Annotated in this window: 15 protein-coding genes and 1 tRNA gene; 4 read left to right on the forward strand and 12 right to left on the reverse strand. The window is 71.5% G+C overall.

From position 1 onward, the window contains the following. Positions 1–94: 94 nt before the first annotated feature. On the reverse strand, positions 95–1,327 hold the full coding sequence (locus tag AC08OJ_RS00525) for a glycosyltransferase family 2 protein (protein ID WP_476593477.1): 1,233 nt from the start codon (positions 1,325–1,327) through the stop codon (positions 95–97). Between the two features lie 295 nt (positions 1,328–1,622). Here AC08OJ_RS00525 and AC08OJ_RS00530 point away from each other — a divergent pair, with 295 nt between their 5' ends. Further along, a complete protein-coding gene (locus tag AC08OJ_RS00530) occupies positions 1,623–2,864 on the forward strand; it encodes a glycosyltransferase (RefSeq protein WP_476594821.1) in 1,242 nt (413 codons plus the stop codon). Between the two features lie 72 nt (positions 2,865–2,936). Here AC08OJ_RS00530 and AC08OJ_RS00535 read toward each other — a convergent pair whose 3' ends face one another. The 10 genes from AC08OJ_RS00535 to AC08OJ_RS00580 form a co-directional block, all read right to left on the reverse strand. Beyond that, a complete protein-coding gene (locus AC08OJ_RS00535) occupies positions 2,937–3,590 on the reverse strand; it encodes a PIG-L deacetylase family protein (protein WP_476593129.1) in 654 nt (217 codons plus the stop codon). Between the two features lie 192 nt (positions 3,591–3,782). Continuing rightward, positions 3,783–4,376, reverse strand: a complete 594-nt coding sequence (gene pth / locus AC08OJ_RS00540; RefSeq protein WP_462203374.1) for an aminoacyl-tRNA hydrolase — start codon at positions 4,374–4,376, stop codon at positions 3,783–3,785. A gap of 33 nt (positions 4,377–4,409) precedes the next feature. Then, entirely contained in the window at positions 4,410–5,030 is a 621-nt protein-coding gene (locus AC08OJ_RS00545) for a 50S ribosomal protein L25/general stress protein Ctc (RefSeq protein WP_476593130.1), read from the reverse strand. 177 nt (positions 5,031–5,207) lie between these two features. Next, entirely contained in the window at positions 5,208–5,876 is a 669-nt protein-coding gene (locus tag AC08OJ_RS00550; protein ID WP_476594822.1) for an Asp23/Gls24 family envelope stress response protein, read from the reverse strand. Continuing rightward, positions 5,873–6,442: a DUF6286 domain-containing protein gene (locus tag AC08OJ_RS00555; protein WP_462186373.1), complete on the reverse strand. Its 570-nt coding sequence runs from the start codon at positions 6,440–6,442 to the stop codon at positions 5,873–5,875. Before AC08OJ_RS00555 ends, AC08OJ_RS00550 begins: the two co-directional genes overlap by 4 nt. Before the next feature lie 99 nt (positions 6,443–6,541). Next, a complete protein-coding gene (locus tag AC08OJ_RS00560; RefSeq protein WP_476593133.1) occupies positions 6,542–6,856 on the reverse strand; it encodes an Asp23/Gls24 family envelope stress response protein in 315 nt (104 codons plus the stop codon). Positions 6,857–6,921: 65 nt separating this feature from the next. Further along, complete coding sequence (locus tag AC08OJ_RS00565; protein ID WP_462186371.1) at positions 6,922–7,110, reverse strand: DUF2273 domain-containing protein; 189 nt, start codon at positions 7,108–7,110, stop codon at positions 6,922–6,924. Between the two features lie 153 nt (positions 7,111–7,263). Further along, positions 7,264–7,611 (reverse strand): GTP-binding protein, encoded by a 348-nt coding sequence (locus AC08OJ_RS00570; RefSeq protein ID WP_476593134.1) that lies wholly within the window; start codon positions 7,609–7,611, stop codon positions 7,264–7,266. Next, complete coding sequence (locus AC08OJ_RS00575; RefSeq protein ID WP_476593135.1) at positions 7,608–8,075, reverse strand: hypothetical protein; 468 nt, start codon at positions 8,073–8,075, stop codon at positions 7,608–7,610. The genes AC08OJ_RS00570 and AC08OJ_RS00575 overlap by 4 nt, the downstream gene beginning before the upstream one ends. After that, positions 8,072–8,557 carry an Asp23/Gls24 family envelope stress response protein gene (locus AC08OJ_RS00580; protein ID WP_462186369.1) on the reverse strand — a complete coding sequence of 162 codons (486 nt, stop codon included), beginning with the start codon at positions 8,555–8,557 and terminating at the stop codon, positions 8,072–8,074. The genes AC08OJ_RS00575 and AC08OJ_RS00580 overlap by 4 nt, the downstream gene beginning before the upstream one ends. Positions 8,558–8,980: 423 nt before the next feature. On the opposite strand from AC08OJ_RS00580, the gene AC08OJ_RS00585 reads away from it, so the two are divergent. Continuing rightward, positions 8,981–10,003 carry a 4-(cytidine 5'-diphospho)-2-C-methyl-D-erythritol kinase gene (locus tag AC08OJ_RS00585; RefSeq protein ID WP_476594823.1) on the forward strand — a complete coding sequence of 341 codons (1,023 nt, stop codon included), beginning with the start codon at positions 8,981–8,983 and terminating at the stop codon, positions 10,001–10,003. Continuing rightward, positions 10,000–11,868 (forward strand): ABC-F family ATP-binding cassette domain-containing protein, encoded by a 1,869-nt coding sequence (locus tag AC08OJ_RS00590; protein ID WP_476594824.1) that lies wholly within the window; start codon positions 10,000–10,002, stop codon positions 11,866–11,868. Before AC08OJ_RS00585 ends, AC08OJ_RS00590 begins: the two co-directional genes overlap by 4 nt. Positions 11,869–11,893: 25 nt before the next feature. Here AC08OJ_RS00590 and AC08OJ_RS00595 read toward each other — a convergent pair whose 3' ends face one another. Then, a complete protein-coding gene (locus AC08OJ_RS00595) occupies positions 11,894–12,913 on the reverse strand; it encodes an acyl-CoA desaturase (protein ID WP_476594825.1) in 1,020 nt (339 codons plus the stop codon). Positions 12,914–13,298: 385 nt separating this feature from the next. On the opposite strand from AC08OJ_RS00595, the gene AC08OJ_RS00600 reads away from it, so the two are divergent. After that, positions 13,299–13,370 (forward strand) — tRNA-Gln (locus tag AC08OJ_RS00600). Positions 13,371–13,565 lie beyond the last annotated feature (195 nt).

Below are 13,565 nucleotides of genomic sequence, written 5' to 3' on the forward strand. Positions count from 1 at the left end.
ATTTCGATAGGCGTAGCCGGTGACGGGCCGAGGTGGGTTCTGCCAGCCAAAGCCGGTTCCGGCCGGCGTCAGCGGCGTCAGTTGCCGGACTGGGTCAGTTGCCGGCCGGGGCCAGCTCGGTCGGCGGGCCGGGCGGCGTCGTCTGCCCCGGTGGCGGGACCGGCCCCGTGGGCGCCGGTGACGTCGCGGAGGCCACGGCCGGCCGCTCCGGCTTGGGCCAGACGGCGGGCCGGCCCCGGGCCACGAAGCGCCGCACCCCGCCGAGCGCGACGGCCTGGAGGAAGAAGACCTGCGCGACCAGGCGGGTCGGACCGGGCGGCGTGCGCCCGGTCAGCAGCGCCGCGGTGCTCACAGCGCCGACGGCGTTGCCCGCCAGGAACAGCCGGGCGATCCAGCTCCGGCGGGCGGCCGGGAGGGCGAGCCCCACCAGGACGACCTGCGCCAACGGGCCGAACGACGAGCGGACCAGCCGGTGGCCCCACAGTTGCGGGGTGACCGGCAGCGCGCCGGGCACCAGCGCCGCCCGGCGCCGCCAGAGCATGTCGAGGTTGCCAGCAACGATGCGGGTCCGCCGCTCCCACTCCGCCGAGTAGTCCGGGCTCAACGACTCGATCGAGTACGCCTCGGGTTCGTAGACGACCCGCAGCCCCCCTTCGAGGATGTCGAGAGCCAGCCAGGCATCGTCGACGGCCACGTCCGCGGGCAGGGGCCGAAACGCCTGGCGGCGGAAGGCCAGCATCTCGCCGACCACGCCGATGGTCGCGCCGGTCGCCGACTCGCGGCGCTTCAGCCAGGACTCGAACTTCCAGTAGAAGCCCTGAGCGCCGTCGGGATCGTCGACCTGCTTCTCCCCTGCCACCGCGCCGACCGTCTCGTCGGTGAAATGGCGGGCGGCTGCCCGCAGGGCACCGGGCGCGAGCACGGCGTTCGCATCGGTGAGCACCACGAGCTCGTGGGTGGCGGCGGCGACTCCCTGGTTGACCGCCCGCGCCTTGCCGAGGCGTTCCCCGGACGACAGCACCCGCACGCCGGGCCGGCGCGAGGCCTCGGCCGTCTCCGGATCGTCGGCCACGACGATGATCTCCATCGGCCCGGGATAGTCCGTGCCGGTGAGTTCATCCAGTTTCGCCCCGATCACCGCCGACTCGCGATAGGCGGAGACGACCACGCTCAATCCCGGCCAGATCTCAGGGTCCGGCGGTGCCGTCGACTCCAGGCCATGACTGCGCAATCCGATATAGATCGGATACAAAACGTGACCGTAAACGGTTGTGGCTCCCAGCGCCGCGACGGCGGCACCTCGACCGATGGTCCGGACACCTGTCATAGCGGTTACCGTAGCGTTCCGCCGGTCAGCCACAACCAACGGCTCCGTCCTTTGCGGTACGGCGCCATTGACTCCATGACACGCCATGACGCCATGACGCCGCGCAGCCGTGGCACCCGCACCGCGCCAAAGTCGTCCCGCGGAATCGGATGGACCCCCCGGCGGACATGCGCGCACCTCGACCCCACCTTCACCTCACGACACTCTTGTCATCTACCTGCAACTGTCCGCGACACCCCGCACGAGTACCGAGCCCGCAGTCGTTACCCAACCCCACGGTCATTACAGTTGTCCGGTGAGCGACTCCACGCGCTGGATCGTCGTTGTCGAGGAACCGTTTCTCCCAGCGGACGCGGGCGGACGGGTGGAGACCTTCAGCTTCCTCACCGCGGCCTCCGCGGCCGGCGTTCGGATGCAGGTCCTGGTGCCTTCCCGGGAGAACCTGGATATCGCCGCGTACGAGGAGGCCGTGCCGGGTTCGGCCGTCATCCGGCTGCCTCGTGACGACAGCCCACGGGCACACCTGACGGCCCGGCCATTCATGCACGCCTCCCGGCCGGTCGGCCCGTTGCGCCGCGCGCTGGAGTCGACGCCGCCACGAGCCGACGCCGTGATCAGTTACAGCTGCCGGACGTCGCATCTCGGCGAGGAGGTCGCCCGGATCTGGAAGCTGCCACATCTGGTGCGCGCGCACAACGTCGACTCGGAGTTCTTCCGGGTGCTGGCCCGCAACAGCTCGGGGCCGCGCACCGTCGCCTACGAGCTGGAGTATCACAAACTGCGACTGGCGGAGCTTTCGATGCACCACTCTCCGCTCATCACCTGCATCGCGGACATCTCGCTGGAAGACCACAACTGGCGGCGTACGCGGGCGAGCATCCCGACGTTCCACCTGCCGCCGTTCCTGCCTGTCGGTGCCCTCACCGCATCGACGGGCACCGAGCCGACCGGCACCGGCCCGGCCGGGTCGGCCCCGCCGGGCCGGAAGCCGGCACCTCGGGACGGCGCCGGCAAGAAGCTGATCTTTGTTGGCTCGCTGGACACCCCGACCAACATCGAAGCCCTGCGCTGGTTCCTCGGCGGCTGCTGGCCGACGATCCGGGTCCGCCATCCCGACGCGACCTTCCAGGTGGTGGGGCGGCGTCCGGAGGAGGGCCTAGCGGCATGGCTCGGTGGCTTCGAGGGCGTGGAGCTGCACACCGACGTGCCGAGCGTTGCCGGTTACCTCGCCACGGCCACCCTGTCGGTGAACCCGATGCGTTCGGGATCCGGCGTGAACATCAAGGCGATCGAGGCAATGGCGACGGGAACGCCAGTCGTGAGTACACCCACCGGCAGCCGCGGCCTCGGCTGGACGCCCGGTACCCACCTCCTCGTCGCCGAGGACGCGGGGGCCTTCGCCGACGCCGCCTGCGGCCTGCTGGAACAGCCCTGGAAGGCGGCCGAGATCGGAACAGCCGGCCGGGCCTACGTGCTACAAGAACTCGACCACGCGGCACTCATCGGTCGCATCCAGGAACATCTGACGCCAGCCTGAGTCCTTCCCGCCGGGCCTCACCGGGCCGACGGAGGAGGGTGGTGGGCGGGAGACCGGTGGGCGGGAGACATATCAGAAGGTGAGCATCACCTTGCGGGCGTCGAACGCCTCCGCGTAGCGCGTCCCGCACTCGACGCCGCGCAGCCGCAGGGTTGCGCGGAAGGTCTCGTCGTCGAACCAGGCACGGTCCTGCTGGCTGCGGAAATGACGTTTGAGATGGTCGAGTTTTGCCCCGACCGTCTCCTCGGGGATCGGGACGTACAGGCTGGGGGACAGCCGGTCGGCCTCCCATTTCGGGATCTCGTAGCCGAGGATAAGCGCCCCGCGAAAGGCCTGCCACGCCAGCTCGCCGAGCACCCGGTGATCCTGGTGGGCATCCGCGAGCGCCGGGGCGAACACGATGTCCGGGGTGACCTGGCGGGCGATCTGCAGCAGGACCTCCTTGACCCCGCTCCACTCCCGCGGGAGGAAACCGTCCCGGACCTCGTGCAGGTGCAGCGAACCGAGCGAGGAGCCGAGCAGTTCACGCGCGCTCTCCTCCGCCTCCGAGCCGCGCTCGCCCTCGCTCGAGAAGACCACCCAGTGCACGGCGGCCTCCGGATGGGCGGCCAGCAACTGCATGATCGTGGCAGCGGCGCCGATCTCCACGTCGTCCGCGTGTGCCCCGAGGGCCACGACGCTGTATGCCCGACCATCGGCCGGCGGGCCCGCCGTCAACGCCAGCATCCGGCACTCCTCCGCGCTCGCCCGCCCTTTCTCTCCCCCTCATGCTCATGCCAGTGCACGAAGCCTCCGCCCCCCGGTTTCCCGGCAACCGGCCATGCCGTTGACCTTTCGCATCCACACCAACACTTGAAGTACCCAAGCACCCGGAGTGCCCACCGGACCGGCAGAAACACGCGGTGTCCGTCGAGCGGTTCAGAGCAACGCATGATAGCGGTTCTGCGCGGGCTCCAGACCGTCGGCGATGAGCATCTCGACCGAGTCGGCCGCGTGTTCGAGCAGGAGGGGCAGCTCACGGCGTTCGGTCGGGGTGAAGTCCCGCAGCACGAAGTCGGCCGGATCCATCCGGCCGGGCGGACGGCCGATGCCGACCCGGACCCGCAGGTAGTCCCGTGTCCCGAGCGCCGAGGAGATGGACCGCAGACCGTTGTGGCCGTTGTCCCCACCGCCGCGTTTGAGCCGCACAGCCCCGAAGGGGATGTCAAGCTCATCGTGCACCACGATGAGCCGGGAGACCTCGGCCTTGTAGAAGCTCCGGGCCGCCGCGACAGGATGGCCGGAGAGATTCATGAAGGAGAGCGGGCGGGCGAGGACCGCCCGCGCCCCGGCCAGGCGGGTCTCGGCGACATCGGCCCGGGAACGGTGCGACTTCAGCCGCGACCCGGTCCGCTCGGCGAGCAGGTCCACGACCATGAAGCCGGCGTTGTGCCGATTGCCGGCATAGGTCGGTCCGGGATTGCCGAGGCCAACGACGAGCCAGGGCCCATCGTCGGCCGGGATGGTTACCATCGGCAGACAACATCGGCGATGGAGCGGATCCGCTTAGACGGACGCGCTCGCGACGCCGGCCTCCTCCGCCACCGGAGTCTCGCCGAGCGAGGCCTCCTGCTGAGCGTTCGTCCGCTTGGCCAGGCACTGCACGACGACCAGGTCGGGGTCGGCGTCGAGCTCGGAGCCGGCCGGCAGCACCAGCTGGCGGGCGAAAATGCTCGTACCCGGCTCGAGCCCGGTGATGTCGACCTCGATCGGGCCGGGCAGCCGGGTGGCGTCGGCCTTCACCGCAATCGTGGTGACCTGCTGGTCGACCAGGGTGTCCGGGTATGGTTCCCCGATCACCTGCACGGGGATATCGGCCACGACCTTCTCGCCCCGGGCTACGAGCACGAGGTCGATGTGCTCGAAGCTGCCCTTGATCGGGTGGCGCTGGACGTCCTTCGCGAGCGCGAGTTCGGTCCCCGCGGCCAGCTCGAGCGTCAACAGGACGTTCGTGCCGGCGTCGGTCTTGAAGGCGTGGAGTAGGTCGTGTGCGGGCAGCGCAATGTGACGCGGCGGCTTACCGTGACCATAGAGAACGGCCGGGACCTTGCCGGCCCGACGGGTGCGACGAGCCCCGCCCTTACCGAACTCGGTGCGCGGCTCCGCGGTGATGCGGACCTCGGACATGGCGGCGCTCATCCTTTCCTAAACTGGGGATCCGGCGCCGGAGGGCGGTGGAACCACCGCGGCGCGGTCCTTCACAGTACCGGACGCGCCACGGCAAGGGGGAAACGACCCCGTTCTGTCAAGACCCTTGGTGCGTCGCGGCCTTGGTCACCCTGCCCGGTCACGCCGGGCCGCACCTCAGCGCACCTGCGGCCGGATGGTGGCAGCGGGGCGGACCTCCACCTTGGCGGGTAGCCGCGGACGACCGACCGCGGTCCGGGCTCGATGGAGCACCGGGCCACGGATGTCGTCGAGCACGCCGGCGACCCCCGACCCCGGGACAACGGTGACCGCGATCTCCAGCACGGGTTCCCGCCGGCCACGCAGCACCGCCCGCACCGCCTCGACGCCCGCGATCCCGAACACGTCGTCCTCGACGGCGTCGGTCAGTGCCGCGGCGGACAGATGGACACCGCCGAGCGCATCATCCGTCACGTAGAGTCCACGGCGCCGCGCCGCCAGCGCCGTCTGCGCCCGAAGCCACCCGAGGGCGAGCAGGACGACCAGCCCGGAACCGATCCCCACGGCGAGCCAGAACCAGGTGTGGGAGGTCGGGTAGGAACGGGTGTCGGCATCGAGCACCGCCTCGTCGGCGACGTCGTCTCCGAACGCACCGGCCCCCACCAGCAACGCGAGAACACCGGCCGCGAGGCAGAGCAACCCGACTCCGACCAGGGCGACCCGGTTGAGGCGGTCGGGCGGTGGCTCGGACAGCCCGGCCGGCCCACCGCCGGGCTCCGTGGGTACCCCGCCACCCGCCGAGCGGCCCTCGGCGGTCTGCCCTCCCGCTGCCCGTGTCTCGGTCATGCCGCACCGCCACCGGTCCGTCCCGCCCCGTTGACGGTCCGGTCCGCGGCCGGTGGGGTCGCCTGGATGCGCAGCTCGAGCGGCTCAGCCAGTTCGAAGGAGGCGAGCAAGGAGGCCAGGACGGCACCCGCGCGCTCCCGCGCGCCACCGGCGGCACGCGGCCGAAGACGCAGGCGGACGTCGGCGGTCCGGTCACGGACCCGAACCCGGGCGGCCCGCACCCCGTCGACGGTCAGGGCGGCGGAGCTCAGCGCCCGCGCAAGCCCTCGCCGCTCGACGAAGACAATGGTCTGCGCGCAGCTGCGCCGCACGGTGAGTCGGGACGGCGTTCCGCGCCGCGCTCCGAGCCAGATCAGCAGCAGGCCGACCAGAACGCAGATCCCCGCGGCCAGTCGGACCGCCCCGGAGGACCAGGCCGTGCCCGCCAGGCCGTCCGCCCACGCCGGCCAGTCGACCACGGCGTAGCCCCTGCCACCGCCGGCCGCAGCCACGATCTCGATGACGGTGATGACCCCGGCGGCCGCGGTCAGCGCGGCGAGCAGTCCGGCAACGATTCTACGCCCCACCCACACGGCACCCTCCTCTCACCGAGCCCAGCCTTGCCTGTTACCCGTGGTCTTGTTACCCGTGCTCTGAACGCGAACCGGCGGGACAGAAGATGGCCGCTACCCATCGGAGGACAGCGACGGGATCTCGATGTCCAGGTGTGCCACGCGCACACCCGTGAGCGCCGCGACCCGGTCCCGCACCTCACAACGGACCAGCTCGGCCGTCTCCGTGACCGGGATCGGGTAACGCACGGAGAACGACATCGTCAGCCGGGCGGTGGCTCCCTCCATCTTCGCCGAGACCCGTGGCCGCCCGGCACGCCCACGACGCCGCGCGCCGCCACGGCGCGGGAATCTGCGTGGCGGTCCGGTAACGCCGACAACGTCCGCCGCCGCCATGGCCGCGATCTTCTCGACAACCCGGTCCGCCACCCGCAGGGAACCGGCCCCTGACCGCCTACCCGCGGGACGGCCCGGTCGCACACGCTCCCTCTCGTTCACCGCCGCCCCCGACGCCGGTCACCGCCCACGTAACGGGTGATATCGAGATCACCATCCACCACCTTGCCGATAACCAGCCCTATCGCACCGAAGACCAGCACGATCAGAAACTCGCCGAAGCCCCCGAAGGCGAGGGCGAGTCCGGCGATCAGACCGATGATCAGGCCAAGCGCGCTCGATCGCATGTGGCTCTTCCCCTTTCCCAGCCCATCCAGCCCGGCCCATCCTGCGGCCGCGGTACCCGGTCCGCCCCTCTGGACCGGCAGATCGAGGGGCGTCCCGCGTGATCGTCACATGGAACCGGGCCCGGGGTGCGGTCCCGCGGATCCGGTGTCGCCTCAGCGCACCCGAGGACCACGGCCGGGGCCGAACCGCACCCAGCGGTACGACCACCACCGGCGCGCGGAGTCGGGACACCGGCGCCCGCGACCGCGAACCCAGGCGAACAGGATGCCCGCGGCGGTGGGCCGATGATGGGTGGTGAGGCGGACGCCCGGAACACCCGGCGCGTCCGGCCCAGCCGGCCCGTCCGGCGCGGATCGCAGGGCCCGCAGGCCGGCGGCGAACGCCTGTGGATCACCTCCCCGATCCGGGTGGTGCGTGCGGATGAACGCGCGGATCTCGGCCCTGCGTCGGGCGGCGTCGAGCTGGCGTCGGGATGACTCCTGCCGCCGATCGGAGGTCATGACGCCCCCATCTCCGCCACCCCCGCATCCGGCACCCCCGAACGGAGCGTCTCCGGACCGACCACCGCCGCGTCCGGCCCCTCCGGGCACGACAGGTCCGGATCCGGAATCGCCAGATCACGGATGACGACGTCGACCCGGGGACAGCCGGGTTCGGCCGCCAGCACCGCGGCGCGCACCCGGGCGGCGAGCTCACCGAGCCGTTCCCCGTACCGGCACACGATCTGCACCAGGATCCCGTCCGGCCGTACCCGTACCCCCTCCACCCGGCGGCCCGGAAGGTAGGTCGCGACCTCGGCCGCGGCACCCGCCCCGCCGTCCGGAACGCGGTGACGATCCTCGTGCCGGACCGGCGCGCCGATGAGCCGGACGACACCGGGACAGGACAGCACGGTCCGGGCCACGGCATCCGGATCCCAAGCGAACCCGCTCACCGGCCCGGCCGCCGTCGGGTTCGTACTCATTCGACCCGCCGCGACTCTTCCGATTCCTCCTCGCCGATGTAGACGTCGTCGATCGCGATATTCACCTCGGTGACCTCCAGGCCCGTCATTCCCTCCACGGAGGTGACGACGTTGTGCCGGATCGAGTGGGACAGATCCACGATGGAGACCCCGTAGTCGCAGACGACGTCGAGGTCGATCGCGGCCTGCCGTTCCCCGACCTCCACCGCGACTCCCTGGGAGACGCTGGCCGACGCGCCGGGGATGCGGGCCCGGAACGAACCCATCGCGCGGGCCCCACCCGAGCCCAGGCTGTGTACCCCGGAGACCTCGCGTGCCGCGACACCGGCGATCTTGCGGACGACGGCGTCCGCGATCGACGTCCGGCCCCGGCCGGTCACCAGCTCGGTGGACGTCTTGCGCTCCGGCACGGTGGTGCGACGCGCACCACCTGCGTCCGAGGTCTTCGCCTCGGGCCCGGCCGCGCTGGTTGTGGTGGTCATGGTGCTCCTTCCTGGCCGGCATCGTCGGAGCGCCCAAAGCGGTGGAAGGGGTCAGGTCCGACCAGGAGCGGGACGTCGAGGGACGATCCGTCCGGGCGCTCTCCGGTGCGGTCGTTCACGATCAGGGATACCCGAATTCTCCGGTCGGACAACAACCCGTTCCCGTCGGCACAGCTACGATTACTGAACGGAAGCGCGCATCGTCCCCGCCGCGTCGCCGGGGGCCGATTCGCTGCGCCCCTCGCGATCCTTCGCGGGCGGACGCTCATCCGCTCCCGGCGCGGGCGGATAGGTTTGGGTGCCGGCCGCCACCGAACGCCACGCCGCCCAGCGGGCGCGTGCGTCCGAGCGAAGGAGCATCCGCTGCCTCGATCCCACCCGGGTCCGCGCCGAAACGCCGGAGCCGGCCCCGCTACCGTCACCGTGCGAGCCCCGGCCAAGGTCAACCTGCATCTCGGCGTCGGACCGCTCCGACCGGACGGCTACCACGACATCATCACAGTGCTGCAGGCCGTCTCGCTGTTCGACGACGTCTCGGCGACGTCGGTCGATCCCCCGCAGTTCCACGGCTCGGGGCTATCGACCACCGGCGACGGCGGCGGGGACGGCCGGTCCGGCGGGGACGTAGTCGTGACCGTCGAGGTGTCCGGGGAGGGCGCCGACCCGGCGTCGCTGGGTCCGGCGACGCCCACGCCGGAGGTCTCCATCGTCCCCACTGGCCGGGACAACATCGCCGTCCGGGCCGCTCACCTGGTTGCCGAGGCCGCGGGCATCACCTCGGAACGTGTTCATCTCACCCTGGCGAAGGGCATCCCCGTCGCCGCGGGGATGGCCGGGGGCAGCGCCGACGCGGCGGCGGCGCTCGTCGCCTGCGACGCGCTGTGGCAGACCGGACTGGACCGGGCGACCCTGACCCGGCTCGCCGCCCAGCTCGGCAGCGACGTCCCGTTCCCCCTGGCCGGCGGCACCGCACTCGGCACCGGGCACGGCGAGCAGCTCACCGACGTCCTGGCGACGGGCGAGTACTACTGGGTGTTCGCGCTCGCCGACGGCGGCCTGTCCACCCCCGCGGTCTACAAGGAGTTCGACCGGCTGACCGAGGGCAAACTGCGGACCGGCCCGACCCCCGCCGACGACGTGCTCGCCGCGCTGCGCACCGGCGACCCCGGTCAGCTCGGGGCCGCCCTGGTCAACGACCTGCAGCCGGCGGCGCTGCGGCTTCGGCCGTCCCTGCGCCGCGTCCTGGAGGCGGGCCGGGAGCTGGGAGCCGTCGGGGCGATCGTGAGCGGCTCCGGTCCGACCTGCGCCTTCCTCGCGGCCGGAGCGCAGGAGAACATCGCGCTCGCGGCAAGCCTCGCCGGGATGGGGGTCGCCCGCGCGGTACGCCGGGCCTCCGGGCCGGCGAGCGGCGCCAGGATGGTGGAGGGGGCAGGCGAAGCGCCGTGAGCGCCGTCCTGGTCAGCCTCGAGAACGTCGACGCCGCGTTCGGCACCCGGACGCTGCTCGACCGGGTGAGCCTGGGGATCGGCGCCGGGGAACGGATCGGGGTCGTCGGGCGCAACGGGGCCGGGAAGTCCACCCTGCTGCGGATCATCGCCGGCGAGGTGGCCCCGGACGCCGGCCGGGTCGTGCCCGCCGGTTCCACCCGGGTCGCCACCCTGGCGCAGGCCGACGTGCTCCCCGCCGAGCGCACCGTGCGCGAGATTGTCGTGGGCACCGTCGCCGAGCACGAGTGGGCGGTGGATCCCCGGCAGCGGGGCATACTCGCCGGGCTCGGGCTGCTCGAACGGCTCGACGACCCGGTCGGGCCGATGTCGGGCGGGGAACGCCGCCGGGTGGCGCTGGCCCGGCTCCTCGTCCAGGACACCGACCTGCTGATCCTGGACGAGCCGACGAACCACCTGGACGTCGAGGGGGTCACCTGGCTCGCCCGGCATCTCGCCGGCTTCCGCGGTGGACTGCTCGTCGCGACCCACGACCGCTGGTTCCTCGACGAGGTGTGCGGACGGGTCTGGGAAGTCGTGGACGGGCGCGTCGACGCGTACGAGGGCGGCTATTCCGCGTACGTGCTCGCACGGGCCGAACGCACCCGGCGGGCCGACGCCACCGAGGCCAGGCGCCAGAACCTGCTGCGTAAGGAACTCGCCTGGCTACGCCGCGGCCCGCCCGCCCGGACCAGTAAGCCGCGCTTCCGCATCGACGCGGCCAATGCGCTGATCGCCGACGAGCCACCGCCCCGGGATACCATGGCGCTGCGCAGCTTCGCGGCATCCCGGCTGGGCAAAGACGTCTACGACGCCGAGCATGTCACGGTCCGGATCGGGGACCGGACGTTGTTCGACGACGTCACCTGGCTGGTCGGACCGGGGGACCGGATCGGGCTGGTCGGTGTCAACGGAGCCGGCAAGACCACCCTGCTGCGCGTGCTGCTGGGTGCGGTGACGCCGGACGCCGGCCGGGTCCGGGTGGGGGCCAGCGTGCGACCGGCTCTGCTGTCCCAGGAGATCGCCGAACTACCGGCGCCACTGCGGGCATTGGAGGCCGTCGAACAGGTCGGGCGGGTCCTGGAGGTCGAGAAAGGCCGGGAACGGACCGCCGGCCAGTTACTCGAGCAGTTCGGCCTCCCGTCGTCGCGGCAGTGGACGCGGGTCGGGGACCTCTCCGGCGGCGAACGCCGCCGGCTGCAGCTGCTGCGCCTGCTGATGGCCAGACCGAACGTGCTGCTCCTCGACGAGCCGACCAACGACCTCGACACCGACACCCTCACCGCGCTCGAGGACCTCCTCGACTCGTGGCCGGGCAGCCTGATCGTGGTCAGCCACGACCGCTATTTCCTCGAACGCACCTGCGACGTGACGCTGGCGCTGCTCGGCGACGGGCACCTGCGCATGCTGCCCGGCGGCATCGAGGAGTACCTCGCCCGGCGCGCGGCCGCCCGGGAGGAGGCCGCGGCCCGGGCACCGTCATCCCGGGGTTCGTCGGCCTCCGGCGGCGGAGCGGGCGGGCAGGCCACCGGCGGACAGGGCACCGGCGGACAGGCCACCACCATCGCCGAAGCTGGGCGGACAGGTGGGCGGCCCGCCCTGTCCGGGAGCGAGCTGCGCGCCGCCCGCAAGGAGCTGACCCGGCTCGAGCGCGCCCTGGACCGGCTGAGCCGACGCGAGCAGGAGCTGCATCACGAGCTGGCCGAGGCCGCGACGGATCATGGGCGTCTGCTGACGCTGGACGCCGAGCTGCGCGCCGTCGTCGCGGACAAGGACAGCACCGAGGAGGCCTGGCTCACCCTCGCCGCCGAGATCGAGGGTGGCTGACAAGCCGCCGCCACCCGCCGCCCGGTCAGGCGGTAGCGCGTTTCGCCGCGAGACGCGCCGGGTCCGGCCAGCGGACGTCCCGCACCAGGTGGACGGTCTCCATCAGCTTGATCAGGTAGAAGCTGGTGTCGATTTGCCAGGGCCGCACCCCGTGCCGGGCCGAGGTCGGCTCGGCGTGATGCAGGTTATGCCAGGACTCGCCCATCGACAGCAGGGCCAGCGGCCACACGTTGGTCGACCGGTCCCGCGACCGGTAAGGACGCGAGCCGAGGACGTGGCAGATGCTGTTCACCGACCACGTGACGTGGTGCAGCAGCGCGATACGGACCAGCCCGGCCCAGAAGAACGCCTCCAGCGCCGCGGCGAACGAACCCCCCCACAGGCCGCCGATCATGGCGGGCAGCGCGAGGCTGGCGAACGCGCACAGCGCGAACGAACGGCTGACCTTCATGATGTCGGGATCGTCGAGCAAGTCCGGGGCGAACCGACGCTGGTCGGTCTGCTCGACGTCGAACAGCCAACCCACGTGGGCGTGCCAGAGACCCTTGATCAGCGACCACGTCCCCGGACCGTAACGCCATGGCGAGTGCGGATCGCCCTCGGTGTCGCTGAAGGCGTGATGACGCCGGTGGTCGGCCACCCACCGGATGACCGGGCCCTCGATCGCCATGTTGCCGGCGACCGCCAGCGCGATCCGCACCGGCCTGGACGTCCGGAAGCCGCGGTGGGTGAAGTAACGGTGGAAGCCGATCGTCACGCCATGGCCGGTGATGCCGTAGAACACCACGGCGAGGACGACGTCCCGCCAGGAGATCCACCGCCCCCACATCGCCGGGATCGCGACCGCCAGGGCGACCAGCGGCACCACGATCGTCACCACCATCACGACCTGCTCGACGCGGGCCTTCGTCATCGAACGGGGCCGCGAGGCGTTGCCGCGGCTGTTCGCGGGATCAGCCCGGCGGGGAACCGGGCCCGTGGTGGGTTCGCGGTCGTCCCGCGGTACCCGATTGTCGCTCGGTGTCACCGTGTCGGTAGCGGTCATCGCCTCGTTCCGTCCGTCGCGGCTGGCCCACTGTGCCGGCGCTCCATCCGCCACGGTAGCCCGCCGACATGACAACGTCCCCCCGCCTCTACGTCCGCCACGCAAACAAACCATCGGTCGCCGACCCGGATCGATCGGCACCGCCGCGCACCACGGTCACCGGCAGGTCGATGACAAGCCGATGACGAATAGCGACATCTAATAAAATTTGATGTTATTAGATGACAGCCAGTGGCAGTCGGGCGACGAAGAGATGAACGGCAGCCAACCAAACCCGGTCCGGGACGCCCGCCCGCGCCGGCCGGCCGGCAGGGTAGCCGGCGGTGGCCCGGCTTTTACCATCCGAGCCACCCCACGATGGTAGAGTTGGCATGTTTTCTCGCGGTCCGCCGTAGTGTAATCGGCAGCACAGGAGATTTTGGTTCTCTTAGTCCACGTTCGAGTCGTGGCGGCGGAGCACTACCGGGCCCGGAGCTACCGGGCACCATCAGTAATACCATCGAAAAGAATATTCCGGAAGCACCGCCGCACCATCACCACGGCGGCAGACAGGCACACATCATTTCCCAATCCGGGGCCGGCGTGTTCCCGGGATGGCCGTGGCATCTGCCGGCGCCTTCCGATCGACGGGTAGTGTGGGCGCCGTCGCCCC

This window comes from Frankia sp. CgKIO3 (assembly GCF_977946435.1).

Bases quoted from the DNA above. Each gene is read 5' to 3' on its own strand.
- AC08OJ_RS00570 (WP_476593134.1), bottom strand. From the start codon at position 7,611: ATGACCTCCGATCGGCGGCAGGAGTCATCCCGACGCCAGCTCGACGCC.
- AC08OJ_RS00525 (WP_476593477.1), bottom strand. From the start codon at position 1,327: ATGACAGGTGTCCGGACCATCGGTCGAGGTGCCGCCGTCGCGGCGCTG.
- AC08OJ_RS00565 (WP_462186371.1), bottom strand. From the start codon at position 7,110: ATGCGATCGAGCGCGCTTGGCCTGATCATCGGTCTGATCGCCGGACTC.
- AC08OJ_RS00535 (WP_476593129.1), bottom strand. From the start codon at position 3,590: ATGCTGGCGTTGACGGCGGGCCCGCCGGCCGATGGTCGGGCATACAGC.
- AC08OJ_RS00550 (WP_476594822.1), bottom strand. From the start codon at position 5,876: ATGACCGAGACACGGGCAGCGGGAGGGCAGACCGCCGAGGGCCGCTCG.
- AC08OJ_RS00545 (WP_476593130.1), bottom strand. From the start codon at position 5,030: ATGTCCGAGGTCCGCATCACCGCGGAGCCGCGCACCGAGTTCGGTAAG.
- AC08OJ_RS00580 (WP_462186369.1), bottom strand. From the start codon at position 8,557: ATGACCACCACAACCAGCGCGGCCGGGCCCGAGGCGAAGACCTCGGAC.
- pth (WP_462203374.1), bottom strand. From the start codon at position 4,376: ATGGTAACCATCCCGGCCGACGATGGGCCCTGGCTCGTCGTTGGCCTC.
- AC08OJ_RS00575 (WP_476593135.1), bottom strand. From the start codon at position 8,075: ATGAGTACGAACCCGACGGCGGCCGGGCCGGTGAGCGGGTTCGCTTGG.
- AC08OJ_RS00595 (WP_476594825.1), bottom strand. From the start codon at position 12,913: ATGACCGCTACCGACACGGTGACACCGAGCGACAATCGGGTACCGCGG.